This is a genomic window from Paeniglutamicibacter psychrophenolicus (assembly GCF_017876575.1).
GTDB lineage: Bacteria > Actinomycetota > Actinomycetes > Actinomycetales > Micrococcaceae > Paeniglutamicibacter > Paeniglutamicibacter psychrophenolicus.
Genome location: NZ_JAGIOE010000001.1, coordinates 2,508,848 through 2,534,205, shown reverse-complemented (window position 1 = coordinate 2,534,205; position 25,358 = coordinate 2,508,848). Strand labels below are relative to the sequence as shown.

Annotated in this window: 20 protein-coding genes and 1 tRNA gene; 14 read left to right on the top strand and 7 right to left on the bottom strand. The window is 67.1% G+C overall.

Features of this window, described 5'->3' with window-relative positions; genetic code table 11:
• Window positions 1-23 precede the first annotated feature (23 nt).
• The gene (locus JOF46_RS11490) at window positions 24-614 is read right to left on the bottom strand and encodes an Lrp/AsnC family transcriptional regulator (RefSeq protein ID WP_209907411.1); all 591 of its coding nucleotides are present in this window, start codon (window positions 612-614) and stop codon (window positions 24-26) included.
• A gap of 232 nt (window positions 615-846) precedes the next feature.
• Between JOF46_RS11490 and JOF46_RS11485 the strand changes: the two genes are divergently transcribed.
• From JOF46_RS11485 to JOF46_RS11475, 3 genes are all read left to right on the top strand, one after another.
• Window positions 847-2,040, top strand: a complete 1,194-nt coding sequence (locus JOF46_RS11485; RefSeq protein WP_209907410.1) for a pyridoxal phosphate-dependent aminotransferase — start codon at window positions 847-849, stop codon at window positions 2,038-2,040.
• Window positions 2,037-3,218, top strand: coding sequence for an acetylornithine deacetylase (gene argE, locus JOF46_RS11480; protein ID WP_209907409.1), 1,182 nt, complete (start codon window positions 2,037-2,039; stop codon window positions 3,216-3,218). The genes JOF46_RS11485 and argE overlap by 4 nt, the downstream gene beginning before the upstream one ends.
• A 74-nt stretch (window positions 3,219-3,292) precedes the next feature.
• A complete protein-coding gene (locus JOF46_RS11475) occupies window positions 3,293-4,588 on the top strand; it encodes an MFS transporter (protein ID WP_209907408.1) in 1,296 nt (431 codons plus the stop codon).
• 79 nt (window positions 4,589-4,667) lie between these two features.
• Here the strand turns inward: JOF46_RS11475 and JOF46_RS11470 are convergent, their stop codons facing one another.
• The gene (locus JOF46_RS11470) at window positions 4,668-5,240 is read right to left on the bottom strand and encodes a hypothetical protein (RefSeq protein ID WP_209907407.1); all 573 of its coding nucleotides are present in this window, start codon (window positions 5,238-5,240) and stop codon (window positions 4,668-4,670) included.
• Window positions 5,241-5,413: 173 nt separating this feature from the next.
• On the opposite strand from JOF46_RS11470, the gene bcp reads away from it, so the two are divergent.
• From bcp to JOF46_RS11445, 5 genes are all read left to right on the top strand, one after another.
• Complete coding sequence (gene bcp, locus JOF46_RS11465; RefSeq protein WP_209907406.1) at window positions 5,414-5,911, top strand: thioredoxin-dependent thiol peroxidase; 498 nt, start codon at window positions 5,414-5,416, stop codon at window positions 5,909-5,911.
• Between the two features lie 90 nt (window positions 5,912-6,001).
• Window positions 6,002-6,083, top strand: a tRNA-Leu gene (locus JOF46_RS11460).
• 139 nt (window positions 6,084-6,222) lie between these two features.
• A complete protein-coding gene (locus JOF46_RS11455) occupies window positions 6,223-8,064 on the top strand; it encodes an ABC transporter substrate-binding protein (protein WP_209907405.1) in 1,842 nt (613 codons plus the stop codon).
• Window positions 8,065-8,157: 93 nt separating this feature from the next.
• Window positions 8,158-9,639: a malate:quinone oxidoreductase gene (locus tag JOF46_RS11450; RefSeq protein WP_209907404.1), complete on the top strand. Its 1,482-nt coding sequence runs from the start codon at window positions 8,158-8,160 to the stop codon at window positions 9,637-9,639.
• 231 nt (window positions 9,640-9,870) lie between these two features.
• Window positions 9,871-10,206 (top strand): hypothetical protein, encoded by a 336-nt coding sequence (locus JOF46_RS11445; RefSeq protein WP_209907403.1) that lies wholly within the window; start codon window positions 9,871-9,873, stop codon window positions 10,204-10,206.
• Window positions 10,207-10,307: 101 nt separating this feature from the next.
• Here the strand turns inward: JOF46_RS11445 and JOF46_RS11440 are convergent, their stop codons facing one another.
• The gene (locus JOF46_RS11440) at window positions 10,308-11,309 is read right to left on the bottom strand and encodes a helix-turn-helix domain-containing protein (protein ID WP_245348097.1); all 1,002 of its coding nucleotides are present in this window, start codon (window positions 11,307-11,309) and stop codon (window positions 10,308-10,310) included.
• A 316-nt stretch (window positions 11,310-11,625) separates the two neighbouring features.
• Between JOF46_RS11440 and JOF46_RS11435 the strand changes: the two genes are divergently transcribed.
• The 3 genes from JOF46_RS11435 to JOF46_RS11425 all read left to right on the top strand — a co-directional run bounded on the left by JOF46_RS11435 (window position 11,626) and on the right by JOF46_RS11425 (window position 17,385).
• On the top strand, window positions 11,626-12,096 hold the full coding sequence (locus JOF46_RS11435) for a hypothetical protein (RefSeq protein ID WP_209907401.1): 471 nt from the start codon (window positions 11,626-11,628) through the stop codon (window positions 12,094-12,096).
• Window positions 12,097-13,187: 1,091 nt separating this feature from the next.
• A complete protein-coding gene (locus tag JOF46_RS11430) occupies window positions 13,188-16,544 on the top strand; it encodes an efflux RND transporter permease subunit (protein WP_209907400.1) in 3,357 nt (1,118 codons plus the stop codon).
• Window positions 16,545-16,932: 388 nt separating this feature from the next.
• Window positions 16,933-17,385: a pyridoxamine 5'-phosphate oxidase family protein gene (locus JOF46_RS11425; RefSeq protein WP_209907399.1), complete on the top strand. Its 453-nt coding sequence runs from the start codon at window positions 16,933-16,935 to the stop codon at window positions 17,383-17,385.
• Between the two features lie 48 nt (window positions 17,386-17,433).
• Here JOF46_RS11425 and JOF46_RS11420 read toward each other — a convergent pair whose 3' ends face one another.
• Window positions 17,434-18,255, bottom strand: coding sequence for an ABC transporter permease (locus JOF46_RS11420; RefSeq protein ID WP_209907398.1), 822 nt, complete (start codon window positions 18,253-18,255; stop codon window positions 17,434-17,436).
• Window positions 18,252-19,172 carry an ATP-binding cassette domain-containing protein gene (locus JOF46_RS11415; RefSeq protein WP_209907397.1) on the bottom strand — a complete coding sequence of 307 codons (921 nt, stop codon included), beginning with the start codon at window positions 19,170-19,172 and terminating at the stop codon, window positions 18,252-18,254. The genes JOF46_RS11420 and JOF46_RS11415 overlap by 4 nt, the downstream gene beginning before the upstream one ends.
• 342 nt (window positions 19,173-19,514) lie before the next feature.
• On the opposite strand from JOF46_RS11415, the gene JOF46_RS11410 reads away from it, so the two are divergent.
• Window positions 19,515-21,425 (top strand): hypothetical protein, encoded by a 1,911-nt coding sequence (locus JOF46_RS11410; protein ID WP_209907396.1) that lies wholly within the window; start codon window positions 19,515-19,517, stop codon window positions 21,423-21,425.
• A gap of 44 nt (window positions 21,426-21,469) precedes the next feature.
• Here JOF46_RS11410 and JOF46_RS11405 read toward each other — a convergent pair whose 3' ends face one another.
• Window positions 21,470-22,954, bottom strand: coding sequence for an MFS transporter (locus JOF46_RS11405; RefSeq protein ID WP_209907395.1), 1,485 nt, complete (start codon window positions 22,952-22,954; stop codon window positions 21,470-21,472).
• Window positions 22,955-23,102: 148 nt separating this feature from the next.
• Here JOF46_RS11405 and JOF46_RS11400 point away from each other — a divergent pair, with 148 nt between their 5' ends.
• Window positions 23,103-24,215, top strand: a complete 1,113-nt coding sequence (locus JOF46_RS11400) for an LLM class flavin-dependent oxidoreductase (protein WP_209907394.1) — start codon at window positions 23,103-23,105, stop codon at window positions 24,213-24,215.
• The gene (locus JOF46_RS11395) at window positions 24,208-24,660 is read left to right on the top strand and encodes a MarR family winged helix-turn-helix transcriptional regulator (RefSeq protein WP_209907393.1); all 453 of its coding nucleotides are present in this window, start codon (window positions 24,208-24,210) and stop codon (window positions 24,658-24,660) included. The genes JOF46_RS11400 and JOF46_RS11395 overlap by 8 nt, the downstream gene beginning before the upstream one ends.
• 101 nt (window positions 24,661-24,761) lie before the next feature.
• Here JOF46_RS11395 and JOF46_RS11390 read toward each other — a convergent pair whose 3' ends face one another.
• Window positions 24,762-25,274, bottom strand: a complete 513-nt coding sequence (locus JOF46_RS11390) for a GNAT family N-acetyltransferase (protein ID WP_209907392.1) — start codon at window positions 25,272-25,274, stop codon at window positions 24,762-24,764.
• Window positions 25,275-25,358 lie beyond the last annotated feature (84 nt).

Genomic DNA, 25,358 nt, shown 5'->3' with positions numbered 1-25,358 from the left:
GAAAACGTGGGTTGTGGTGGCGGCTAGCCGGTGATGCGTTCGTGAAGCTGGCCGAGCAGTTTCTCGGTGAACGATTCCTGCTTGGATTCGGCCAGGCACAGCAGCGTCTCGGTGCGCTGGAGCGTGGGGATCTGCCAGATGCTTTCGAGCAGGATCTCGGTCAGGTGCTTGTGGTTTCGCACCCGGATCCGCACCAGCAGGTCGTAGGCACCGGAGACGACATTGATGTCCTCGACCTCCGCGAGCTCGGTCAGCGAATTCATCAGCGCACCGATATCGGTTCCGGCGACGGCAACCACCGGCAGGTAGACGACCATGGGGTAGCCCAGGCGCGCCCAGTCGACCCTCACGGTGTACTGCTGGAGGATGCCCACCCGCTCGAGGCGGGCAATGCGCTCCCCCACGGCGGGCGCCGACATGTTCACGTGCCGGGCCAGCGTGCGCTGGGACTGCCGCGCATCGGCGGCCAGCAGCTGCAGCAACGCAACATCCACGGCGTCAAAGCTTTCCTCGTCCGGAACCGGACGGATCGCCTGGCTCAGGCCGCCCAGCGGCGCCCGCCCCTTGGCGGTGGCATCCGGCCCATGACCTGCATTTCCCGTATCGGCATCCACGCTTGCTGCCTTTCGTCTCCGGCCCTCGGCGAGGACTGATGCTCCACCTTACATATGAAAGGTCATCCAATTCAAGACTTTTCAAACACGTAGATATTTTTTGGATTATCTTGACATTCGCTCGTGAGCTGCCGCACAGTTGATCATGTCAGATCGGCGGCGCCTCCCAACGCCCGCCAAAACCAGCACCGCGGCCACCGTTCCGGGCCACGGGCGGAAGGAAACCATCGCAATGTCACTCCCCACGGCTCCAGCCGGCTGGGACCTCCGGGCCCGCACCCAGGTCCAGCAGCTCCGTTCCTCCGCCATCCGCGAGGTCGCCAACGCCGCCATCGGCACCGAGGGCGTGCTGCCCTTCTGGTTCGGAGAACCCGACGAGCCCACGCCGCAGGACATCCGCGACGTCGCCACACGCGAGATCAACGACGGCAACGTCTTCTACGTCCAGACCCTGGGCACGAACGCCCTGCGCGAATCGCTGGCCGCCTACACCGCCCGCCTGCATGGCCGCGGCTCGGTCGACCGGATCGCTGTCACCAGCTCCGGCACCTCGGCCCTGATGACCGCGGTCCAGGCCGTCGTCGGCCACGGCGACCACGTGGTTGCCGTGACCCCTTTGTGGCCCAACCTGGTGGAAATCCCCAAGGTTCTCGGCGCGCGGGTGGACACCGTCTCACTGGACTTCAAGGCCACCGGTTGGAGCCTGGATGTCCAGAAACTGCTTGACATGCTCACCCCCGACACCCGGGCCCTGCTGCTGAACTCCCCCAACAACCCCACCGGCTGGGTCATCTCCGTCGAGGACCAGCGCACCATCCTTGAACACTGCCGCAAGCACGGCATCTGGATCATCTCCGACGACGTCTACGAGCGCTACTACTTCGAGGGCACCAGCGCCCCCACCTTCCTGGACATCGCCGACGAGGCCGACCGGGTCATCAGCTGCAACTCGTTCTCCAAGACCTGGCTCATGACAGGCTGGCGCATCGGCTGGATCGTCGCCCCGAAGGCGACCCTGCCGGAAATCGGCAAGCTGCTGGAATTCTCCACCACCTGCACCCCCGGATTCGTCCAGGCGGCCGCCAACCATGCCGTCAACCACGGAGAACCGCTCATCGCCCGCACCGTCGCCCGGCTCAAGACAGCCCGCGACCACCTGCAGGCCGAGCTCTCCACCATCCCCGGCATCGAACTTGCAGCCGCCGCACCCGGTGCCATGTATTCCTTCTTCAAGGTCACCGGCGCCACCGACTCGCTGGCCTTCTGCCGCGACCTGATCTCCGAAACCGGCCTCGGCCTGGCCCCGGGAATCGCCTTCGGCCCCGAGGGCGAGGGCTACCTGCGCTGGTGCTTCGCCAGCGAACTGCCCCGCATCGACGACGGCGTGGCCCGGCTGCGCACCTACATGGAACGATTCGTCCGATGAGCACCTCCACCGCGCCGCGCAGCATCGACTGGCTGGGCACGCTGATCGGCTTCGACACCACCAGCCGCGGCTCCAACCTGGAACTGGTCAACCACGTCGAGGCTTTCCTGCGCTCCCTGGGCCTGGATCCCCTGGTGGTCCCCTCCAGCACGTCCGGCAAGGCCAACCTCTTCGTCTCGCTCCCGGCCGCCGACGGCTCCACCCAGGGCGGGATCATGCTCTCGGGCCACACCGACGTGGTTCCGGTCGACGGTCAGGACTGGCACTCGGACCCCTTCACCGCCCAGGTCCGCGATGGAAGGCTCTACGGCCGCGGATCCAGCGACATGAAGGCCTTCTGTGCCGCCATCCTGGCCCTGCTGCCCGAATTCCTGGCCCGGCCGCTGCGCGAACCGGTGCACCTGGCATTGACCTGCGACGAGGAAATCGGCTGCCACGGTGCCGTCGAGCTGCTTGCCGAACTCACCCGCCTCGGCATCCGGCCGGACAAATGCATCGTCGGGGAACCGACCATGATGCGGGTGATCTCCGCGCACAAGTCGAGCAACCTCTACCGCATGCATTTCACCGGGGTGGCCACCCACTCCTCGCTGACACCCCACGGGGTCAACGCCATCGAATACGCCGCCCGGGCGATCTCGTTCATCCGGTCCCTGGCCGACGGGCACCGCACCAACGGCCCCTTCGACCCAGACTTCGATGTCCCGCACACCACCGCAAGCACCGGAATGATCTCCGGCGGCGTCGCGGTGAACACCGTGCCCGATTCCTGCACAGTGGACTTCGAGTTCCGCACCATCCCGGCCGACGACCCGGCCACGATGGTTTCCCGCATCCGCACTTTCCTCGACGAAGACATCAACCCGGCCATGCGGGCGGAAAACCCGGCCGCCGGGGTCCGCCTGGAGGAAGTGGCGATGGTCCCCGGACTCAGCCACCTGGGCGCCCGCGACACCGGGGACCTGGCCCGGCGGCTGCTCGGCTCCGCCACCAGCGACAAGGTCGCCTACGCCACCGAGGCCGGGATCTTCCAGCAGGCCGGCATCGACACGATCCTCTGCGGCCCCGGCGACCTGGCCCAGGCCCACACCGCCAACGAATTCATCGAGCTCTCCCAGATCACCGCGCTCGAGACCTTCCTGCTCGACTTGGCCGCCGACCTCCAGGCACGGCCCTAACCACTCCCGCACCGGGGCACCCCGCCCCGGCAATCCCGTTCCCCCACACCGCACACCACTTCGGAGAGAACATCATGCTTGATCACTCACGCTCCACCCGCATCGGCACCGCCGAGCTCGAGAAGAAACGCCGCGACGCCCGCAAGGCCGTCGTGGCCGCCTCCATCGGCAATGGCCTGGAATGGTTCGACCTCGTCGTCTACGGAACCTTCGCCGTGACCATTTCCAGGCTCTTCTTCCCCACCCACGACGAAAAGTCCTCCCTGCTGCTGGCCTTCGCCACCTTCGGGGTCTCCTTCTTGATGCGCCCGCTGGGCGCGGTGGTCATTGGCCGCTACTCGGACAAGGCCGGACGCAAGGCCGGGCTGATGCTCTCGATCGTGCTGATGTTCGTCGGCACGCTGCTGATCGCCGTGGCTCCCACAGCGGCAACCATCGGCGTGGCGGCCGGCATCATCATCCTCACCGCACGCCTGCTCCAGGGCTTCTCCGCCGGCGGCGAGTTCGCCTCCGCCACCGCTTTCCTGATCGAGTACGCCCCGGACCGCAAGGCCTTCTACGGCTCCTGGCAGGTCGCCACCCAAGGTGCGGCGATCCTGTTGGCCGGGCTCTTCGGCTTCGTGCTGAACAACTACCTCTCCACCCAGTCCCTGGAGTCCTGGGGCTGGCGCATACCCTTCATCTTCGCCTTGGCCATCGGCCCGGTCGGCTGGTACATCCGCACCAAGATGGACGAGACCCCCGAGTTCCTGGCCACCGAGAAATCCAAGGCCCCGCTCACCGAGGCCTTCGTGGCCAACCGCGGCCGGCTCTGGGCCATCGTTGGGGTCGTGGCACTGTGCTCCGTGGCCAATTACCTGGCCCTGTACATGCCCACCTACGCCATCGTGAACCTGGACATGACCAAGTCCGCGGCCTTCGCCTCCACACTGATCTTCGGCATCATGATGGCCGTGTGCGCACCGTTCGTCGGCGCCCTGGCCGATCGGATTGGCCCTGCGCGCATCATGACCTTCGCCGCGATCGGCACCCTGATTGCCGCGCTGCCGCTGTTCATCCTCCTGGTCAACGTGCCCACCATCGCGACCATGATCTGCATCGAGATCGTCTTCGGCTTCCTGGCCACCGCCTACTTCGCGCCGCTGCCGGCTCTGATGGCCTCGATCTTCCCGCCGCAGATCCGCACCACCGGCATGTCGCTGGGCTACAACATCGCCGTGACCGTCTTCGGCGGCTTCGCACCGTTCATCCTCACCTGGCTGATCGCCTCCACCGGGTCGTTGCTGGCACCGAGCTTCTACCTGCTGGCCATTGCCGCGGTGTCGCTGGTCAGCCTGACCGTGGTGCGCCGGGTCTACAAGGAAAGCTAAGGATCTCCCTCCCCCTCGCCAGGCGGGCCCCCGGACGGCAACGTTCACCGGGACCCGCCTGCCGCGTTTCGAGCTCGGTTCAAGTTGAACTGTCTATGCAGGCTTGGAGACAAAGCGACAAAACCACGGACGTCCCGGATTGGACGTCATCAAGATCCGATTCCTCCGTGACATCAAAGGAAACCGCCCCTGCTTCCTTGGACATCCAGAAACGGTCAAGGTCGCGCAAGATGATCAGTGCATCACCGAGTAAGGAGTAATTGGGCTCATGGTCGACATCGATAATGTATTTGGTTAGCTCATGAGCCAAGTCATTTCGATGATCGTATATCTCGCGCAACTGGTCGGCTTGTTGGCGGGTCAGCCCACCTTGTTGGAGAAGCCACTGAACCGATGCCAAGAACTTGTTCTTGGGCGAAAGTTTCAGCACTTCCTCCTTGTAATCGCGCTCGCCGCCAAAGTCATCCATCCAAAAATGCGGACCCGTGAAGTCGACGAACCCGTAATGGGACTTGACCTTGCCAACCACCGCGAGCTCGATCAATTGATGGGTAAGTTGAAAAAGACCCGCATATGTCATCGTCGATCGGATAACGGCTGGTTTCAGTTTTTCCTTCACCCGCGCCAAGTAAAGTGCGTCATCGCTTTCCATGATCTGATCTTGACATGGAAGGCAATCAGTCAGGCATTGGGGCGACACACTGACATCCAATTCAACAGACTTCGATAGGCTCATGGGCAGAACCCCATTCACTATTCGATGCGCCGGGCATGCCAATTCCCTTGGCCCATCGACCCCCAAGACCCTAGGGAGCACCCACACCGATGAGTGAGAACACCACCGCCGAAGCCGTCCGCCTGTCCGTCGGAGACACTGCACCGGACTTCACCCTGACCGATGCCCGCGGCCAGGAGCTCGCCCTGTCCTCGCTGCGCGGGAAGAAGACCATCGTGTACTTCTACCCGGCCGCATCCACCCCGGGCTGCACCAAGCAGGCCTGCGACTTCCGCGATTCCCTGGAATCCCTGGCGTCCGCCGGATACCAGGTCGTGGGCATCTCCCCCGATGCCCCGGCCAAGCTGGCCAAGTTCACCGAGAAGGAAGAGCTGACCTTCCCGCTGCTGGCCGATGAGGACCACGCCGTGGCCGCGGCCTACGGAGCCTGGGGCGAGAAGAAGAACTACGGCCGCACCTACGAGGGCCTGATCCGCTCAACGATCGTGGTTGACGAGAGCGGAATCGTCGAGGCGGCGCAGTACAACGTGCGTGCCACCGGGCACGTTGCGAAATTGCGTCGTGATTTGGGTATTGACCCCAAATAAAGTTTCGCCCTCAGCCCAAAAGCGATAAATCGGGCCGAAAATCTCCGCTAGACTGATTCCTGCCGAACTTCGAAAGCGGTTCGCTGCCTTGCGAGCGTGGCGGAATTGGTAGACGCGCTGGATTTAGGTTCCAGTGTCTTCGGACGTGGGGGTTCAAGTCCCCCCGCTCGCACTCCCGAGCCGCATGCATCCCCCTTGGGGACCAGCGGCATCGCGCAGGGCCCCCGGATGATTTCGGGGGCCCTGCTCGTTAACCACCGGCAGCGGCCAGCCACGATCGTGGAGCCCAAAACACTGACGAGGAGTCTTTGGTGCCAAGCCAGCCGCACAGCCTTCAACCACCGCGCGCCACCCGCCGGGCCTTCCTGGCCGGGGGCCTGGGGCTCGGCGCCCTGGCCCTGGCCGGTTGCGTCCCGAAGGAAACCCCGGCGCCCCCCAGCCCCACCGCCAGCACCGAACCGGCCATCCGCACCTTCCACTTCGGCTCCGCCGCCGACCCGCTGACCCTGGACCCGGGGATCTCCGGGGACAACGAGACCTTCCGCGTCACCCGCCAGGTCTACGAGGGGCTCATCGGAGTCGACCGCGAGACCGGCGCCCCGATCCCGCTGCTGGCCACCGACTGGATCGTGAGCCCGGACCGGCTCCAATTCACCTTCATCCTGCGCCGCGGGGTCAAGTTCCACGACGGCACCGACTTCGACGCGGCGGCAGTGGTCACCAACTTCGAGCACTGGGTGGCCCTGCCCGCCGACGTGCGCGCCAACTCCGACCAGGGCTTCACCCAGGTCTTCAGGCCCAACGACCAGCTCCCGGTGCTGCCCAAGACCATCCCCGAACCCGAGCCGACCCTCGATGCCAACGGCGACGAAATCGTCGACCCGCAGCAGCTTGCCCACCACGCCGAGCAACTCCAGCTGCTCGAATCGCTGCGCAAGCAACTCAAGGACGACCCGTTCGTGGGCGCCAACACCGGCGGGACCGCCAGCTACTTCGGATCCATCAAGGCCGCCGACACCCACACCGTGGTGCTCACGCTGCGCAAGCCCATCACCGGACTCATCGAGGCGCTCACGCTGCCGGGCCTGGCCATCGCCTCGCCCAAGGCGCTGGCCGCAGCACCGGAATCCGGGCGGACCGATTCGGCGCTCTCCGCGCACCCGGTGGGCACCGGGCCCTACAGGTTCGTGTCCTGGAAGGACGGGGCCATCACGCTGCGGTCCTTCCCCGGCTACTGGGACGCGGACGCCGTCGCGGCCAACACCACCTCCCCCACGCTGGTCGTCTTCCAGGAGATCCGCACCCCGTCCGGGCGCCTGGGCGCACTGGGCCGGAAGGAAATCGACGGCTTCGACATGGTCACGGTGACGGGCCTGCGCGAGCTGGTGCGCGAGGGCAAGCTGATCGTGCAGCGCGACCCGTACTCCGTCACCTACCTGGGCATGAACCGGTCCAACGAGTGGCTGGCCAAGGACGAGTTCCGCCGCGCCATCGCCCACGGTATCGACCGGAACAAGATCATCGAGCAGTTCTTCATCTCCGGCACCAAGGAGGCCCGCGGCTTCCTGCCTGCCTCGCTGGGCATCAAGACCTCCGACACCTACTACGGGCCCGACGCCAAGCGCGCCAAGGAGCTGCTCGAATCCTGCGGCTACGACGGCACCCCCATCCCGTTCCTGTATCCGCTGAACATTTCCCGGGCCTACCTACCGCTGCCCGAGCTGATCTATGCCGAGCTCTCCCGGCAGCTGGCACTGGTCGGCATCAAGATCCGGCCGGTGCCCATCGACTGGACCGACGGCTACGTGTCCAAGGTCCGCTCGGGGCAGACCCCGGGGCTGCACCTGCTGGGCTTCAACGGCGGCTACCGGGACCCTGACGATTTCATGGGCGCGCTGTTCGCCTCGAACAACCGGCAATTCGACTACGACTCCCCCATCCTCACCGCCCAGGTGCTGCTGGCCCGCTCCATGCCCGCCGGCGAGGCACGCGTGGCCGCCTACGAGGATTTGTCCAACACGCTGGCCCGGGATTTGCCGGCCCTGCCGCTGGCCTTCCCGATTTCCGCGCTGGCCTTCAATGACACCGTGAAGAACTATCCTTCGTCCCCGGTGCTGGACGAGGTTTTCTCCGATGTGAGACTGAACACTTAACACCGTCGATGTCAAGCGACCAATTTCCTGGACGCGGCCGCATCAAGCTACCCTTGCGTAGAGTCTAGAAGAACTTTCAATGGAGATCCCCCCGTGCCTTCTGAATCCACCCAGCAGTCATTCGACGTCGTCCTTATCGGCGCCGGTGTCATGAGCGCAACGCTCGGAACCCTGATCAAGCAACTGGAGCCGGGGTGGAGCATTGGACTTTTCGAGAACCTGGACCAGGCCGGCCTCGAGTCCTCCTCGCCTTGGAACAACGCCGGCACCGGCCACTCGGCCCTGTGCGAACTGAACTACACCGCCGCGGGCCCCGACGGCACCGTCGACCCGGCCAAGGCCATCGGCATCAACGAGCAGTTCCAGGTCACGCGCCAGTTCTTCTCCCACCTGGTGAAGAACAAGCAGGTCGGCGATCCGTCCACCTTCATCAACGCGCTGCCGCACATGAGCTTCGTCATCGGCGAGGACAACGCCAAGTACCTCAAGAACCGCTACGAGGCGCTGAAGCCGAACACGCTGTTCAACGAGATCGAGCACACCGAGGACCTGGCAACCATCAAGTCCTGGACCCCGCTGGTGGCCAACGGCCGCGACGAGTCCCAGCGCGTGGCAGCCTCCCGCGTCAGCTCCGGCACCGACGTGGACTTCGGTTCGCTCACCCGCCAGATGACCGACGACCTCGCCGCCAACGGCGCCGATGTCAACTTCGGCCACCGCGTCAAGGGCATCAAGCGCGACGGCGCCGGCTGGACCGTCACGGTTCGCGACAACGCCACCAAGGCCCAGCGCACCGTCAAGGCCAAGTTCGTCTTCGTGGGCGCCGGCGGCGGCGCCCTGGGCCTGCTGCAAAAGGCCGGCATCGAGGAAATCAAGGGCTTCGGCGGATTCCCGGTCTCCGGCCAGTTCCTGCGCTGCACCGACGAGGCAATCATCGACCAGCACCACGCCAAGGTCTACGGCCAGGCCTCGGTCGGCGCCCCGCCGATGAGCGTGCCCCACCTGGACACCCGCTTCGTCGACGGCAAGCGCTCGCTGATGTTCGGCCCCTACGCCGGATTCTCCACCAACTTCCTCAAGACCTCCTCGCTGCTGGACCTGCCGCTCTCCATCCGCGCGCACAACATCCTTCCGATGCTGGCAGTGGGCAAGGACAACCTGGACTTGACCATGTACTTGGTCAAGGAAGTGCTCAAGTCCCGGACCAAGAAGGACGACGCGCTGCGCGAGTACCTGCCCGAGGCCGTGGGTGAGAACTGGGAATTGATCACCGCCGGACAGCGCGTCCAGGTCATCAAGAAGGACGCCAAGAAGGGCGGGGTGCTGCAGTTCGGCACCGAGGTCATCACCTCAGAGGACGGCACCATCTCCGGTCTGCTCGGCGCATCCCCGGGTGCCTCGACCGCGACCCCGATCATGATCGGGCTGCTGGGCCGCTGCTTCCCGAAGCAGTTCTCCGGCTGGGAGTCCAAGCTCAAGGAGATCATCCCGTCCTACGGCGTGAAGCTCAATGAGAACCCCTCGCTCTACGCAGAGGTGCGTGCCGAGACCGACAAGGTCCTCAAGCTCGCCTGATTTCATTGCCCCGGCTTTGCTGCCAAGGCCCGGTCCCCGATCACGGGGGCCGGGCCTTGGCCGCATCCGGGCCCTTGAAAGGCCGCGCGCGCGGTGCTTTGCTTGAGGTGGATGCCCGGGAGAATGTGCCTGCCATGGTCGTGCTTGCCTTGATCCGTTGCGGTTTGTTGACCTGCACCAGCCTGGTGCCGGCGGCCGCGCCCGGGAGGCCCATCCGGTGAGGACACCGCAATGCTTGGCCACGGCTACCTGAACGCGTTGAAGAAGGCGAAAAGCACCGTCTACGGGCCGGCGCGGGAGAAGGTCGGCACGCTGGGGAACATCTTCATGGATGTGCGCACCGGGGACGCCGACTTCGTCAGCATCCACCTGGGCCTGTTCGGCTCCGAGGAGGCCCTGGTCTCGCTCGAGGGCGCGGTGTTCACCGACGGCCACCTGCAGGTCCGCTTTCCGAAGGACGTCATCAAGCACGCCCCGAACATCGACCCGGCCTCCGAACTCAACGATGCGGCAAAGGACATGCTCGAGAAGTACTACGCGGCCATGGACCCCGGAACCGGCACCTGAGCCCTTCCCTGCCCCATCACTTGGCCACGCACCCAACCTGCCCCGGCAATCCGTACCGAACACACGGCCCAACGATCACCCACTGAATCATGCCTGCCGGTTCAAAGCTCCGACAGCGGGGTGTCAAGCATCCAGGCCAACGAGGACCCGTCCACCACGCCGCGGCGCATGCCGAACAGGTGGGCACCGAACAAGTCGGCCGGAATCCGCGGGGCACGGTACGCCCCGGCCCGGTGGTGGCTCAGACACTCGGGGTCCTGCCAGACCAGCAGCTGCAAGGTTCCCTCGTCGGCATGAACCATGGCCGGGCCGCGGCCGATGCCCAGCGCGTCGAGCCGGTGCGCCAGCGCCTTGGCCGAGGCCCCGGACTCCCACAGGAACCCGGCCAGCTCGCGCGGGGTCTGCCGGTTCCAGTCGATCGACCTCAGCCTCGCGGCGGGCAGCAGCAGCGCAAGGGCGAAGTCGCGGGCCCAACCGTCCTCGGCCTGCGTACGGATGCCGATGCCCTCGTGCCGTCCGCCCAGCAGCGCGCCCAGTTCGCGGGCGAGCACCAGGTTGGCCTGGTACCAGGCGCCGGTGCCGCGCACCATGATGTAGGTGACGTCGTGGGTCCGCATGGCCCGGGCGTCGAACGCCGGTCCCTCGGCCGCCACGAACACCCCGATCCCGTAGGCCCGCTCGATTGCCGCGGGCAGGTCGTGCACGAAGTCCTGGCCCAGGGCCGCATCCAGCAATGTCGCGACCGCCGCCGCGCCCTCCTCCGGGCCCAGGCCGGGCTCAAGCTGCGGCACCGTCCCGGTGGAGAGCCCCACCTCCCGATACGCCCCGGCGGGGAAGGCCACGGTCTCCGCCACGGAATCGTGCTTCCAGCCCGCAGCCTGACCAGCCCTGCCGTTGGACCCTTCGGGGCGCGGGTCCCCGGTGACCAGCCAACTCAGCGACACCTCGAGCACCTTGGACAGCTTGGCCAGCTCGGTGGCGCTGAAGTTCCGCTGCCCGCTCAGTGAACGGCTGAGCGCATCGCGGCTCATGCCGATTTCACGGGCCATCTTCGCCTGCGTCAGGCCGTCGTTGTGCGATTGCATGGCGTCCTGGACGCGCAAGCGGATTCCTTCCACCGGTCCCCACGCTCCTCACGCATTCGCCCTCCGGTCCGCCGGCCCCGGTCCGGGGCCGGCGGGATTGCCGTTGCGGCACTAGGGACAGCATTCACCACGGACCGGCGGCGTGTAAAGGAAGCCCACCGTGCTTCGGTCCGTTGGCACCCCGCCGGCCCCCTGTACCCGGGGACGGAAATGGCACCGCGTTTTCGGTGCCGCGGGCACTTGACGCCCGGGGCACGGAGCGAGACGGTGGCAGGGAGGCAATCCACCCAACAACGGCAGTCGGCCCGCGCGGGCGGGAACGAGAGGAAGCACGATGGACATGTTCCCCGGAGCTCCGGCGCAGGAACCCGAACTGCCCGATTCGACCCCGCTGGATCCGGACCTGCCCGGAATCGACGGGCTGGGCGGCATCGAGGCCATCTGGGGAAGCAGCTACGCGGTCACCGTGCACACCCCCGGCTCCGCATTTCCCGGGGGCGCTGCCGCGCTGGCCATCGAGATCCGCTCGGTCGCAGGAATCAACGAACCGCTCACCCTGTGCATCGACCTGGGCTATCTGGATTCCTGGGGCACGATCTCGGTATCCCCGGCCGCACAAGCCGAGTCCAGCGACGGCATGTACAAGATCCTGGATTTCCCGGCACCCCATGCCCCGGAATTCCGCATCGACATCTCCGGCACCGTCCCGGGCGGCGATGCCCTGCCGGGAACCGGGGACCTGAACGTGTACGTGGGCGGAATCCATGTTGCCTCCATCGACCTGCGCACCGGCCGGGCCATGTAGCCCTGCCCCTTCGGGGACGGCTGTATCGATTTTCCCAACACCCTTTCCCGTGTCCCAAGAAAATCCGTCCCGGAAACGTTCCTTCCACTCCCCTCTGACCTGCACCTTCGGTAACGTCACCATCAGCACATCTATCAGGGAGGGCGGCCCATGGCCCAGACAGGTTTTCCAGTGTTCGGCAAGACCGTTCCCGGTCCGGCATCGTCGGTCAATCGGGGCCGCTTTCGGCCCGGTGGCCGGGCAGGGCCCGTGACTCGGGGCGACCGAAACCTGAAACCTGATCCGGGACCTCGAGGGCCGGCTGCAGCAACCCGGCCGACCGCCGCCTAGCCGCGAGCACGCCCCGGTCCGTTCCCTGGCATCCGCGCCCGCCGATACGGGCCACCGCCAGGAACAAGCATCATCAATGACCCCTTCGCGGGCGCCAGGAAACAATACATAAATCGGGGGATTCCCGGCGCCCGTGAAGGTACACATCAAGCCATGCGTGTGGGCCCGCTCCACGGAGCGGGCCCACACGCATGCGGCTCAGGCCGGAGGCCTGGTGGTCGGATCCGGATGCGGCATCGGGTCAGGGCCGGGCACCGGGTTCGGGAACGGGGCGGGGTCCGGAACCGGCCCCGGCGGATACGGTTCGGGCGACGGCCCAGGGGGAATCGGGTACGGACCGGGATCTGGTTCCGGCTCCGGCCTCGAGGGCGGTGCGGGCGGATAGTCCGGTTCCGGACCGGGCGGTGGCCCCGGCGGCGGTTCCGGGGACGGGGCGTGCTCCGGCGGCATGGTGGATTCGCTGCCCGGCACCATCCAGGGGCTTGATTCATCGGTGGATTTCGGGAACATGTTTCTCCTTCGCTGATGGGAGTTGACGCTCGTTCGTGCCGCAGTCCCCGGCGACGGGTTGGTCCCGGACGCCGGATGCAGCTGCGGGCCGTTGGCCCATGGTTGCACGGAGCCGGGAGTGAAGTACACCCCTCGGTGGCCGGCGCCCGCGTGCGTCAAGGTACGCCTTTGGGTGGACCCGGCTGCCTCCGGCGCCAACTAGAGTGGACGGCAGAGCAATAGCGAACAAGACAATCTTTCTAGGATGGCAGATGCATCGGCTGGCCGCACTTTCCCTGGGCAACCGCGCCCTCATCGCACTGATCACCGTGTTTGTGGCGGTCTTCGGCGTGATCACCATGGGGCAACTCAAGCAGGAACTCATTCCCGCGCTCGAGTTCCCGCGGATCTCCGTGGTGGCATCCCAGCCCGGCGCATCCCCGGAGGTCATCGACAAGCAGGTGGCCCAACCCCTGGAGGGCGCGCTGCAGGCCGTCGAGGGCCTGGAGTCCTCCTCCTCGACCTCGCAGACCGGCTTCACCACCGTCTCGCTGTCCTTCGCCTACGGCACCGACCTGGACCGCGCCCGCGCCCAGGTCGACAAGGCCATCTCCAACGCCAAGGCCACGCTGCCCGACGACGTGGAGCCCTCCGCGTTCGCCGGTTCCATCTCCGACTTCCCCATCGTCTACCTGGCGGTTTCCGGCGGGAAGGACCTGAACTCGCTGCGCTCGGACGTCGAGCGCCTGGTGCTGCCCAAGCTTTCCAAGATCGACGGCGTGCGCACCGCGGACGTCTCCGGAGGGACCTCCCAGCACATCGCCGTGCTGCCCGACGCCGCCACGCTGGCCTCCGAGCGCCTGGGCGTGAACGACCTGAAGACCGTCATCGAGGAAGGCTCCGGGCTGATGCCCGTGGGCCGGCTGGACACCGACGGCCTGGACCTGCCGGTCACCTCCGGCTCGCTGGTCGACTCGCTGAACGCCGTCAAGTCCCTGCCGGTGCGCGGGGCCTCCGGGGTGTACGACCTCTCCCAGCTGGCCGAGGTGAAGATGGTCGATGACACCGCCACCTCCATCACCCGCACCAACGGGGTCGAAACCCTGGCCGTGTCGGTGACCAAGAAGCCCGCCGGGGACACCGTGGGCATCTCCCACGCCGTGGCCGCCGCGCTGCCCGCCCTGGCCGACCAGCTCGGCGCCGACGCCAAGTTCACCACCGTCTTCGACCAGGCACCCTTCATCGAGCAGTCCATCCACGACCTCACCGTCGAGGGCCTGCTGGGCCTGGGCTTCGCCGTCATCGTCATCCTCATCTTCCTGCTCTCGGTGCGCTCCACCCTGGTCACCGCGATCTCCATCCCGCTGTCCCTGCTGGTCACCTTCATCGGGCTGCGCATGGGCGGCTACTCGCTGAACATGCTGACCCTCGGCGCGCTGACCATCTCCATCGGCCGGGTGGTGGACGATTCCATCGTGGTCATCGAAAACATCAAGCGGCACCTGACCTACGGCGAGGAAAAGTCCAGGGCCATCCTCACCGCGGTGCGCGAGGTCGCCACCGCCGTGACGGCCGCGACGCTGACCACCGTGGCGGTGTTCCTGCCCGTGGCGCTGGTCGGCGGCATGGCCGGGGAACTCTTCCGTCCCTTCGCGCTGACCGTGACCATCGCCCTGCTGGCCTCGCTGCTGGTCTCCCTGACCATCGTCCCGGTGCTGGCCTACTGGTTCCTGGGCCACTCGCGTCCCGGCGCGGCGGACCTCGCCGCGGCGCGCGCGAAGGCCGAAAAAAAGGAAGCCTCCTCCTGGCTGCAGCGCGGCTACTCCCCCATCCTCAAGGGCACCCAGAAGCACCCGGTGATCACGCTTGTCGCCTCCGTGGCGCTGTTGGGGCTCACCGTCATCATGGTCCCGCTGGTGCCCACCAACCTGCTGGGCGGCACCGGGCAGAACACCTTCTCGGTCACGCAGAAACTTCCGGCAGGTTCCTCCCTGGAGACCACCATGAAGGCCGCCGCCCCCGTCGAGAAGGCGCTGCGCAACCTCGATTCCGTGGCCGACGTGCAGCTGACCGCCGGAACCCCCTCGGGCGGGTTCGCCGCATTCCTGGCCGGCGGGACCGACTCGGCGTCCTTCACCGTGATGACCGATGCCGACGCCGACCAGGAAGCGATCCAGGACGCGGCCCGCACCGCGATCAAGCCCCTGGCCAAGGACTCCCACATCTCCATCTCCGCCTCCGAGGGCGGAATGGGCGGATCCTCCGCGGTCACCGTGAAGGTCGGCGCGCCCACCCCCGAGATCCTCACCGAGGCCACCGAGGCCACCCTGGAGGCCATGACCGGCATCGAGGGCGCCACCGACGTCAGTGACAACCTCTCCACCGCCCGCCCGCAGGTCTCGGTGTCCATCAACAGGACCAAGGCCGCGGCCGCCGGGCTCTCCGAGGCCCAGATCGGCGCGCTGACCGCCGGCACCCTCTCCCCGATCCCCGCCGGCACCGTGCGCGTGGGCTACACCGACTACCCGGTGCGCATCGGTGAGGGAACCGACCTGACCAACCTGAACCAGCTGCGCGACCTCAAGCTGCCCACCGCGACCGGAACGGTGCGTCTGGGAGATGTGGCGAAGGTCGAACGCTCCGAGTCCCCGGCCACCATCACCTCCTCGAACGGGGAGCGGATCGCCACGGTCTCGATCACCCCGGGCGAGAACGACCTCGGCGCTGTCTCCGCGGAGGTCACCAAGCGCCTGGATGCGCTCACCCTGCCCGAGGGTGCCACCGCCGAACTTGGCGGGGCCGCCACCGAACAGGCCGAGTCCTTCGCCCAGCTCTACCTGGCACTGCTTGCCGCGATCGCCATCGTCTACGTGGTCATGGTTGCGACCTTCAAGTCGCTGGTGCAGCCGCTGATCCTGTTGGTGTCCATCCCGTTTGCCGCCACCGGCGCCATCGCCCTGCTGCTGCTCACCAATGTGCCGCTGGGACTGCCCTCGCTGATCGGCATGCTGATGCTGGTGGGCATCGTGGTCACCAACGCGATCGTGTTGATCGACCTGATCAACCAGTACCGCCTGCCGCGCGACGGGCACCCGGCCATGAACCTGCAGGATGCGATCCACCACGGCGCCAGGCAGCGCCTGCGCCCGATCCTGATGACGGCGCTGGCCACCATCTTTGCACTGGTGCCGATGGCCCTGGGCCTGACCGGCGGCGGCGGATTCATCTCCAAGCCGCTGGCCGTGGTGGTCATCGGCGGGCTGGTCTCCTCCACCGCGCTGACCCTGATCCTGGTCCCGGTGCTCTACCATCTGGTGGAGGGAGCCAAGGAGCGTGCCGCCGCGCGCCGGGACGAAAGGCACGGTGCCCACCCGGTCACCGAGGAGGTCATGGCGCTGGTGGGTGCCCGCATGGAGGTGCCCGCGGCACAGGCCGCTCCCAAGGTGACCTCGACGCCGATCTCCGGGCCGGGCGCGGGAGCCATCCCGATGCACGTTCCAGCGAGCCCCACGGCTCCTGCCCCGGCACCGGGGGTGCTGATCAACCCGGCCACCGGATCGATTCCGCTGACCCGCCGCGAACGCAAGGAAATCGAGGGCGAGCTCAAGCGCAAGCCCAAGGACTCCTAGCGCGGGCACCACACGGGGAGGCGGGAACCAATGGTTCCCGCCGCCCCGCGTATTTTATTGGCATCTTTCCGCCTCCAGGCGCGGTGGCCGGCTTCCCCCAACACGCTCCACCCCGAAATTTTCTCGCACGCGTACGCGCGTGCGCGCGCGAAGCGTACTCTTGGGGCTGTCGGGACCGCTCGGGAAGACGCTGTGGCTCTACCGACCAACGTCGGGCATCCTTCATGCAGGGGCGCACGATGTTCGCGTCGGCAACCCACGAAAAATCGTCTCGGTATCGGCCCCGACGCCACCTGGTCCAACCATTCCGGGCTCCCCACCGGGCAAGGCCCCGGAGAGACGCCGTCCAGCTCTGGCCACATGGCGCGCGCCGACGTACGCTCAATCCATGGAAGAGAACCAGACTCATACGGACGTCGAGAAACTCGAATCTAACCAGTGCCTGGAACTGCTGCGGGCGGTTTCACTCGGCCATCTGGCCGTCAGCCACGATGACATGCCGCAGATCTTCCCGGTCAACTTCACCGTCGACCACGGGACCGTGGTGTTCCGCACCGGGGAGGGCACCAAGCTCAAGACGCTGCGGGCCCAGCCCCAGGTCGCGTTCCAGGCCGACGGCGTCAACCAGGAGACCGGCATCGCCTGGTCGGTCATGATCCAGGGCAAGGCCGAGCTCTTCGGCGGCATCGAGGAAACCCTGGACTCCTTCAACCTGATGCTCTTCCCGTGGGAGTCGGGCCCCAAGGACCAGTTCGTGCGCATCGTCCCGGCCTCGATGACGGGCCGGCGCTTCAAGGTCGCCGACCCGCTGACCTGGTGGAAGCACATGCGCCACGGCTAGGCCGCCGTGGCCGGGCCGATGCCCGGACCGATGCCCGTCCCAGGGGGCTCAGGCATCCCGGCGCGTAAACACCCACATCCCGGCACCCAGCAGCACACCTGCCCACGCCACCAGCACGGTGATCGCCGTCGCCGCGCCGTAGGGTTCCACCGCCCCGGTGCCCAGCACCTGCCCGGCCGTCGTCGGCAGGTAGCCCACGACGCGCTGCACCCAGTCGACGGTGAACAGCGGCAGGATCTGCGGCAGCCCGAAGAGCAGCACGAACGCGCCGGTGATCGCCCCGGCGGTGCTGCGCAGCAGCGCCCCGATACCCAGCATCACCAGGGCCAGCATCCCCAGGTACACCCCGCCCCCGGACAGCGCGAGCAGCATGTCCGACACCGTGAAGGCGCCATACGTCCCGGCCGCCAGCGCCGCCACCAGCGTCCCGGTGCCCACCAGCACCACGCCGCTTACCAGCCCGACGATGCCCAGCACCGCGGCCTTGGCACCGAGCAGCCGGGAGCGCACCGGCACGGCCTGCAGCGAGGAAATGATCGTCCCGTTCGAATACTCCGAGGTGATCGCCAGCGCCGCGAGCGTGGCGATGAACAGCTGGGCCAGCTGCAGGCAGGCCAGCGCCATGAACGGTGCGGGCATCGCCGACTCGTAGCCGTTTTCCCCGCTGGCCCACGCGGAGAACCCGAGCAGCCAGGCCATCGCCAGCTGCGCGGCCAGGGCCACGCCCAGCGTGATGCGGGTGGAGCGCACCGCCCACAGCTTCGTGAACTCGAACGCCACCGCCGCCCCGAACCCGGGACGCGGGCCCTCCGACTGCTTCATCGGTGCCTGCCTCATGGTTTCCCCCTGCGTCGCCTTGAACCCGCTCATAATTCCTCCCCGATCCGTGTCGGCACGAAGTCCAGGGACTGGGCCGTCAGCTCCGTGTAGGCCTGTTCCAGCGAGGCCCGCCGCAGGCCCAACTCGTTGATCCGCACGCCCAGGGAATGCGCGACGCCGCCGACCTCCTGCGTCGTGGCACCGGTGACCCGCAGCGATTCGTGCCCCGCCACCGCCACGGCGTACCCGGCGCGCTCCAAGCCTGCCGCCAGCACCCCGGCCTGCGGGGAGGAGACGACGACGGCTGTCTGCGCGCTGGCGGCCAGCACCGCGTCCATCGATTCGTCGGCCAGCAGCTTCCCGCGCCCGATCACCACCAGGTGGTCCGCGGTGGACTGCATCTCGCTCATCAGGTGGCTGGAGACGAACACCGTCGCCCCGGCCGCTGCATTGGCCCGCATCAGGTCGCGGATCCAGGCGACCCCGTCGGCGTCCAGCCCGTTGACCGGTTCGTCGAACACCAGCACCTCCGGTTCGCCCAGCAGCGCCGCGGCAATGCCCAGGCGCTGGCGCATGCCCAGCGAAAACGTGCCGATGCGCCGCTTCCCGGCCTCCCCCAGCCCGACCTCCTGAAGCACCGCATCCACGCGGGCCACCGGGATCCGGTTGCTGCGTGCCAGTCCCCGCAGGTGGGAATCGGCACGTTGCCCGCGGTGCCCGGTGCGCGGCTCGAGCAGCGCACCGACGGTGCGCAGCGGCGCGGCCAGCTTCGCATAACCGACCCCGTTGACCAGCGCCCGGCCGGAGCTCGGGGCATCGAGGCCCAGCAGCATCCGCATCGTGGTGGTTTTCCCCGCTCCGTTGGGCCCCAGGAACCCGGTGACCTTCCCCGGTGCCACCTCGACGCTCAGCGAATCCACGGCCCTGACCGACCCGAAATCCTTGCTCAGGTCCTCCAGCGTGATCACGATCCCCTCCTTTCCGGGCAGTCCCCCGCCCGATTGTCCATGTGCTTTTCCCTGCCTTCCACGCTAGGCCGGGCCCGGGCCCATTCACAGCAAAATCCCTCAGGGTCCGCCCCGAGACGCCCCTGGTTTTTCCCCGGCCACACCCCGCACCCGCCAGCCAGGCCGCTTCCCCCTTTCGTCCCTTCCCCCTGCCCGGCACCCAACGATCCGCTCCCCCGCCCATTCGCCTCCTCGCGCGCGGGTGCTCCCACGCGCACGGCACGCCCGAATCGCCCGACCCCGGGTTATCCACAATTTCCCGGCCCGGCCCCCATCGCACTGCCGAGCCCGCACACTGGAGGCATGCAAACAGACGCCTTCATCGCCAACCTCGCTGGACACAGCGACGATCCGGGGTACTCACCGACCCCGGACGATGAACTGCGCGCCCTGTTCGAGGGCATCCGCGGCATCGACGTGCTCGTCGCCCGGATCGCTGCCCGTCCCGCTTCTCCGACCCGCGCCCTGCTCACCGCCATGATGATCGAGCAGGCCAAGCACGCCATCGCCGTCGCACAGCTAAAGGTCGCCCAAATGGCCCGGCAATCCCTCGTGCACGAGCTTCCCGCCAACACCCTGACCGAGCTGCGCGCCATCGCCGAAGACCCCACCGCATTCCTGGCCGGTCAAGCGCAGCTGCCCGAAGACCCGCGCACGGTTCCCACCGGCAAGCTGCAATTCAAGACACCGGCCGACTGCCTCGCCGGCATGGCGGGCATCGACTACTTCGAGGCCCTCAACCGCATGCAGGCGGGCGATGACCTGCTGCCGGGCGTAGATGAGCACGGCGTGCCGCGCGGCCCGCGCTACCCGCAGCTGGCGCAGCAACTGGCCACCGGCAAGAGCGCGCCGAGCACCGTTGCCGCTGCGGCGCGCAAGCTGGAGAAGCTGCGCCCCGCCATCGAATCCCGACCCGACGCCGCACAGTTCGCCGAGCAGGTCGAGTCCCGCGTGGCCCAGTCCCTGGCCGAGGGCGACGCAAAGAACACCACCAAGCTCTTCGACAAGATCAGCGACGAGCTCGACGACGCCGATTCCACCCCCACGCCCAAGGAAATCCGCAACAAGGCCGGCATTTCCGTCACCAAGCGCACCCGGCACTTCACCTACTTCACCGCTTGCATGCTCAATGCCGACGCCGAGGTCTTCCTCTCGCACTTCGCCGAGTCCGACAACGCCCGCACCCTGGCCGGAAACCGCCAGGCCATCGCCGCGGCGGCCACGCTCCCGGGCCGCGGACTCGGCACCGACCGCTCCACCACGAAGGCAGACGGCACCCCCTCGGGCAGTACGGACCACGAAGGAACCGGCACCGCGGACGGCGGCGACGCAACGTCCTCCACGGCCACCGATCCCGGTTCCGACGCAGGGACAAATGCCACCCCGGTCGAAGCCGACGACTTCTCACCCACCGCAAACGGCACCCCGTCAACCCCTGAAAACCCCGATTCCAACCCTGAACCTGAACCCGGTTCACCCCCGATCCCGGCCATGGGCCCCGACCCCACCCAGGATTCCTTGTTCCCGCCACCGGAACCCGCGGACGGACCCGATTGGTTCGACCATCCGGCCGACGCGGAAACCTTCGACGATCCTCCGCCGTTGGAAACCGGGACCGGCGCGGTTACCGAGGAGCCGACCCCGGCCCAACGGCATCTGCAAACCCTGCTGAATTTGATGCGCACTCCGAGGACCTCGGCCAACGGCGCCACCGGCCTGCCCACGGCAAAGCTCTTCGTCTACATCACCCTGGAAGTCCTGCTCGGGCTGGCCCGCGGCGCCGGATGGAGCGCGCACGGCCTGGAGATCTCCGTGACCGAGCTGCGCAAACGACTGGCAGAGTTCGGAATCATTCCCATCACGCTCGGCGGCGAGGGCCAGATCCTGGACTATGGGCGCGAGCGACGCCATCCACCCGAGTCCATGAAGCAGGCGATCCGCGCCCGCGACCGCGGCTGCCTCAAGCCCGCTTGCGCAGTGCCGCCCGAACACTGCGACTACCACCACATCAAACCGTGGTCCGAGGGTGGAACCACGAGCGTGTGGAACCTGGGCATGTTCTGCCCCTCCGAGCACCGCGGCGCCGACAAGGGCGACTTCGAGGTCGTGATGAAGAACGGCGTCCCGTGGGTGAAGCTTGCCCCGTTCGAGGACCCCGACCAGCTTCCCCGCCGCAACAAGCACTGGCAGAGCGAACAACCACCGCTCTTTTGAGCATCCACCAGCCACCCCGGGTTCGCTCAACCACGGCGTGAAGCTCAGGCGTGGTGGACGTCCTCCAGCGCATCGCGCGGCACCGCGAACAGGGCCAGCGCACACACGGTCGCGGTGCCGCCGCAGATCGCCCAGACAATCATGTACCCGGCCAGTGGCGCCGCGAAGTTCTCGCCCGCCCCGTCCGAGACCGCACCGGCCACCTGCCCGATGAGCGCCAGCCCGAAGATGGCCGAGGCGAAGGACCCGCCAACGGTCTTGATCGCGTTGGTCAGCCCCGTGGCCATGCCAGTTCGGTTGAACGGCGCGGCGGCGGCCGCCGCCGCGGGCAGGGCGGCGACAAGGGCGCCGGAGCCGATTCCGGCAATCATCATGTTCGCCAGCACCTGTGCCAGCGAATCGTGCAACGGCAGGAAGAGCAGGTAGCCGATCCCTACCAGGGCGCTGGCGGCGACAAGGGTCATCCGGGTTCCGGCCCAGCGGGCGGCGACGGGGAAGAGCAGTGCACCAATGAGCAGTGCCAGCACGTAGGCGCCGATGATGACCGAGACCCCGGAGGCACTCAGGCCCAGGCCGTAGCCGTTCACGCCCGGGTCCGTGCGGGCAAAGGTGCTCATCGGGATCTGCGCGCCGAGCACCGAGACGCCGAAGAGCCCTGCGGTCAACTGCACCGGCCACATGGACCGGGCGAAGAGCACCGTGAAATCGATCAGCGGATCGTCCTGCTTGTTCTCATGGCGGTAGAAGACGTAGAGCACCACCAGTCCCAGCACCAGGCACGCCCACACCAGCGGGCTGGAAGGCCCGTTGATCCGCAGGAAGCTCAGCCCGCTGGTGAGCAGCAGCAGGCCGATGGCCAGGTAGGCGAATCCACCGGAATCGATCTTCGCCCCGTTGCGGTCCCCGTCGTCGGGCACACCGAAGGCCACGGCGAAGATGCACGCGGTGGTGGCGACGGCGGGGATGGCCATGGTCAGCGCGATGTTCCCGTCGAACACCCCGATCAAGGCGCCGCCGGCCAACGCCCCGCCGATCACCCCGAACTCGAGCGCCCCGACCAGCAGCCCCGCGGCCCGCCGGGTCATCGGCCCCGGCACACCGAGCTTGCGGGCGCGGGAGAAAACGATCGCGATTTCCAGCGGCAGCCACACCGCGTAAAAGCCCTGGAAGGCCCAGGCGATCAGGAAGGTGGTGAAGGACCCGGAGAACACCACGGCCCAGGAGGCGATGGCGGTGACGACGGCCGAGAGCAGCAGCATCTTCTTGTGCCCGAAGATGTCCCCCAGCGATGCCAGCAGCGGCACAGCGAGCGCGGAGACCATCAGCTGGGCGGCCTCGAACCAGTTCACGTCGGCGTCGTGGATGCCCAGATGGCGGGCGATGTCGGTCATCAGCGGCGTGTAGTAGCCCTGCAGGATGCCGCTGGTCAGCTCGACGATGGCCAGGAACCCGACGATCCCGGCCACCGCGCTCCAGCGCACCGGTTGGGCCTGGGCCGGATCCTCGTTTGCGGAAAGCGGGGTGTCCATAGCGGGAGCCTATCGCGAAGTTGCACGGGGCAGTGAGGGACCTCACGCCGGCTCCGGGGAATTATTCCGCGGCCACGGGTGCTATTACATGCAAACGCATACAAATCTGGCACAATGGATGTCAGAGACCAGTACACAGGAGGCAACCATGCAGTTCGGAATTTTCTCGGTCAGCGACATCACCCGCGACCCCACCACCGGCAAGACCCCGTCCGAGGCCCAGCGCATCAAGGACATCGTGGCCATCGCCAAGAAGACCGAAGAGGTCGGCATGGATGTCGTCGCCATCGGCGAGCACCACAACCGCCCGTTCTTCTCGTCCTCCCCGACCACGACGCTGGCCTACATCGCGGCGCAGACCGAAAAGATCATCCTCTCCACCGCCACCACGTTGATCACCACCAACGACCCGGTGAAGATCGCCGAGGACTTCGCGATGCTCCAGCACCTGGCCGACGGCCGCGTGGACCTCGTGCTGGGCCGCGGCAACACCGCCCCGGTCTATCCATGGTTCGGCAAGAACATGCAGGACTCGGTGAACCTGACCATCGAAAACTACAACCTGCTGCGCCGCCTCTGGGACGAGGACACGGTGAACTGGGAGGGCAAGTTCCGCACCCCGCTGCAGAACTTCACCTCCACCCCGCGCCCGCTCGATGACGTGGCCCCCTTCGTCTGGCACGGCTCGATCCGCACCCCGCAGATCGCCGAGATCGCTGCCTACTACGGTGACGGGTTCTTCGCCAACAACATCTTCTGGCCGAAGGAGCACTACATGCAGCTGATCAATCTCTACCGCGAGCGCTACGAGCACTACGGCCACGGCCGCGCCGACCAGGCCATGGTGGGCCTGGGCGGGCAGTTCTTCATCCGCAAGAACTCGCAGGATGCCAAGAACGAGTTCCGTCCCTACTTCAACAACGCCCCGGTCTACGGCCACGGGCCGTCGATGGAGGACTTCACCGACCAGACCCCGCTGACCGTCGGCTCGCCGCAGGAAATGATCGAAAAGACCCTCACCTTCCAGGAGGCATTCGGCAACTACCACCGCCAGCTCTTCCTGGTCGACCACGCGGGCCTGCCGGTCAAGACCGTCCTGGAGCAGCTGGACCTCTTCGGCGAAGAGGTGCTGCCGACGCTGCGCAAGGAACTTGAAGCCCGCAAGCCGGCCGACCACCCCGAGGCACCCACCCACGCCAACCGCGTCGCCGCCCGCGATGCGAAGCTGGCCGCCACCCCCGCCGGGAGCGACAATGCCTAGCCCGGCCTCGCTGCGCTCCTCCAACGCCGCCTGGGAGTCACTGTTCCGGGCACAGGTGACGGTGATGCGAGAGATCCAGAAGCTGCCGGAGTTCAAGGAACTCAGCACCCGGGAATACGACGTGCTCTTCAACCTCTCGCGCTGCGAGGCCGGGACCAGCCGTCTCAAGGACCTGAACCAGCACCTGCTGATTTCCCAGCCAAGCCTCAGCCGCATGGCCGAGCGACTGGAAGCAAAGGGCCTGGTCACCCGCCAGCCGGATCCCACGGACCAGCGGGCGGTGCTCTTCACACTCACGGAAGAGGGCGCCCGACTTCAGAAGGCGATCGGACGCGAGCATGTCAAGGGCATCCACGCCCTGATCGGCACCGCGCTGAGCACCGAGGAATTCGCGACGCTCCAGGAATTGTCGAACAAGTTGCGCCTCCACATGGAAGCGCGTTAGCCACCGATTCCCGCACGCACGAAGCAGGGGCCTTGTTGCCAGGAAAAAATCCCTGGCAACAAGGCCCCTGCGCATGCCCGAGGCCAAGCGGGCCGGCCGGCTCAGACCCCGAATGGTTCGGCGTAGCGGAAGTTGCCCTTCGGCAGCTGCATGGCCGACAGGTTCAGCACCATGAAGTAATCGCCCCAGGACGGGTCCGAGGGGATGATGCCCGCGGCCATGGCCGGGCCGTAGCCAAAGCGCCCGTAGTACTCGGGGCTGCCCAGCAGCACGATGGCACGCTCTCCATGCTTCGCGGCGCGGTTCCGGATTTCGGCCAACAGCGCCGTGCCCACACCCTGTTTTTGGTGGCCGGGTTCAACCGACACGGGCCCAAGTCCCAGCAGGGGGATGTCTCCATCGAGCCACCCCCGGGTGGCAATCGCGTGGCCCACCAGGTGGCCGTTGATCTCTGCCACCACCGAGTACTCGGGCAGGTATCCGTCGCAGGCATACAGCTCGGAAAGCAATGCCGCTTCCCCGGGTTCCCTGCCGGAATCCGGGTCGGCGAAGGCACTGATCGTCAACTTGCGGATACCTTGCCGGTCGGCCGGCACCTCGCTTCGAATCTTCATCTCCCCAGCCTAGGGCTTTGCGCCGCTGAAACCGTTCAGAAGCAGGTCAAGGGCCCGGTCGACGACCGGGCCCTTGATGGTTGA

Excerpts from the sequence above, each read along its gene's own strand:
- JOF46_RS11435 (WP_209907401.1), top strand. The coding sequence starts at position 11,626 with ATGGACATGTTCCCCGGAGCTCCGGCGCAGGAACCCGAACTGCCCGAT.
- JOF46_RS11475 (WP_209907408.1), top strand. The coding sequence starts at position 3,293 with ATGCTTGATCACTCACGCTCCACCCGCATCGGCACCGCCGAGCTCGAG.
- argE (WP_209907409.1), top strand. The coding sequence starts at position 2,037 with ATGAGCACCTCCACCGCGCCGCGCAGCATCGACTGGCTGGGCACGCTG.
- JOF46_RS11425 (WP_209907399.1), top strand. The coding sequence starts at position 16,933 with ATGGAAGAGAACCAGACTCATACGGACGTCGAGAAACTCGAATCTAAC.
- JOF46_RS11390 (WP_209907392.1), bottom strand. The coding sequence starts at position 25,274 with ATGAAGATTCGAAGCGAGGTGCCGGCCGACCGGCAAGGTATCCGCAAG.
- JOF46_RS11445 (WP_209907403.1), top strand. The coding sequence starts at position 9,871 with ATGCTTGGCCACGGCTACCTGAACGCGTTGAAGAAGGCGAAAAGCACC.
- JOF46_RS11400 (WP_209907394.1), top strand. The coding sequence starts at position 23,103 with ATGCAGTTCGGAATTTTCTCGGTCAGCGACATCACCCGCGACCCCACC.
- JOF46_RS11395 (WP_209907393.1), top strand. The coding sequence starts at position 24,208 with ATGCCTAGCCCGGCCTCGCTGCGCTCCTCCAACGCCGCCTGGGAGTCA.
- JOF46_RS11470 (WP_209907407.1), bottom strand. The coding sequence starts at position 5,240 with ATGGAAAGCGATGACGCACTTTACTTGGCGCGGGTGAAGGAAAAACTG.
- JOF46_RS11405 (WP_209907395.1), bottom strand. The coding sequence starts at position 22,954 with ATGGACACCCCGCTTTCCGCAAACGAGGATCCGGCCCAGGCCCAACCG.
- JOF46_RS11430 (WP_209907400.1), top strand. The coding sequence starts at position 13,188 with ATGCATCGGCTGGCCGCACTTTCCCTGGGCAACCGCGCCCTCATCGCA.
- JOF46_RS11420 (WP_209907398.1), bottom strand. The coding sequence starts at position 18,255 with ATGAGCGGGTTCAAGGCGACGCAGGGGGAAACCATGAGGCAGGCACCG.
- JOF46_RS11410 (WP_209907396.1), top strand. The coding sequence starts at position 19,515 with ATGCAAACAGACGCCTTCATCGCCAACCTCGCTGGACACAGCGACGAT.
- bcp (WP_209907406.1), top strand. The coding sequence starts at position 5,414 with ATGAGTGAGAACACCACCGCCGAAGCCGTCCGCCTGTCCGTCGGAGAC.
- JOF46_RS11485 (WP_209907410.1), top strand. The coding sequence starts at position 847 with ATGTCACTCCCCACGGCTCCAGCCGGCTGGGACCTCCGGGCCCGCACC.